Annotated in this window: 2 protein-coding genes; one reads left to right on the top strand and one right to left on the bottom strand. The window is 63.8% G+C overall.

What is annotated here, in order from left to right; translation table 11 throughout:
* Window positions 1-317 (bottom strand): SDR family NAD(P)-dependent oxidoreductase (locus GSQ92_RS27420; protein WP_159014710.1); only part of this gene is annotated, 317 nt, incomplete at its 3' end.
* 136 nt (window positions 318-453) lie between these two features.
* Between GSQ92_RS27420 and GSQ92_RS27415 the strand changes: the two genes are divergently transcribed.
* Window positions 454-1,041 (top strand): helix-turn-helix transcriptional regulator (locus tag GSQ92_RS27415; RefSeq protein WP_159014709.1); only part of this gene is annotated, 588 nt, incomplete at its 3' end.

The following is a 1,041-nucleotide window of genomic DNA, read 5'->3' as shown; positions in this document are numbered from 1 at the left end:
ACCTTCTCCTCGAAGCCAAGTCGAACGCTGGCAAGACTGACGGTCGCGAAAGGCCCTACGCCCTGGCCGCTTCCGAGGGCCAATACAAAGTGGTCAAACCTGCCGATTTGCGCGAATTGGGCTGGAAGCGCGTCAGCCGCAGCTGCGTCCATAGGCAAGGTCTGCGCTTGCCCTCCTAGCTGGCGTCCCGCCTCGGCAAGTCGGTTTTCGTTACGGCCCGTAATGGTGACCCGGGCGCCGGATGCGAGGAGATGACGCGCGGTCGCGAGACCGATCCCCGATGAGCCTCCGACGATGACAGTGTGCTGAGATGACATGATATGCTCCAATGTATTGAGCGGCCGCACAAGGCTGTCGGGTCTCGTTTACGCCGCTCGAGGGAGCATGGCTCGAACGAAAGGGAGCAAACAGTTTCCAACTGATCCTAGTATTGATTATGCTATCCTGACCTTCATGAGCGATGCTCCGACGATCGATGCTGACGCCCGCCGACGTGAAGCCGGGGAGTTCCTGCGGTCGCGCCGTGAGCGACTCGTCCCGTCCGATGTAGGCCTCTCCGATGGCTTCCGGCGGCGCACCCCCGGCTTGCGCCGCGAGGAGGTCGCGATGCTCGCCGGCGTCGGAACAACTTGGTACACCTGGCTCGAGCAAGGGCGGGATGTGAGGCCGTCCAACGAGGTCCTATCGGCGCTCTCGGGCGCCCTGCAGCTCGATCCTACCGAACGGCGCCACCTCTTTGTCCTCCACGACCGGCCGTTGCCAGATCAACGCTCAACGGGAGTAGAGCGGATCAATGAGCCGCTCCGCCGGATGTTGGACAGCCTGACGGGGCAGCCCGCTTACGTGCTCGGCCGGCGGTGGGACGTGCTGGCGTGGAACAGGGCAGCCGAGGTGGTGTATGGCCCGTATGGGCGGCTCGAGGGCGGTGAGCGCAACACGCTCCATCTAATATTTACAGATCCAGATCATCGCCGCTTGCTCGTCGATTGGGAGGCGGTGGCGCGCGCCTCGCTCGCGATGTTCCGCGCCGACTATGCCCGC

Origin of the sequence: Acidisoma sp. S159, assembly GCF_009766125.1 — a bacterium.
GTDB lineage: Bacteria > Pseudomonadota > Alphaproteobacteria > Acetobacterales > Acetobacteraceae > Acidisoma.
This window is presented reverse-complemented; position numbering and strand designations above follow the sequence as displayed.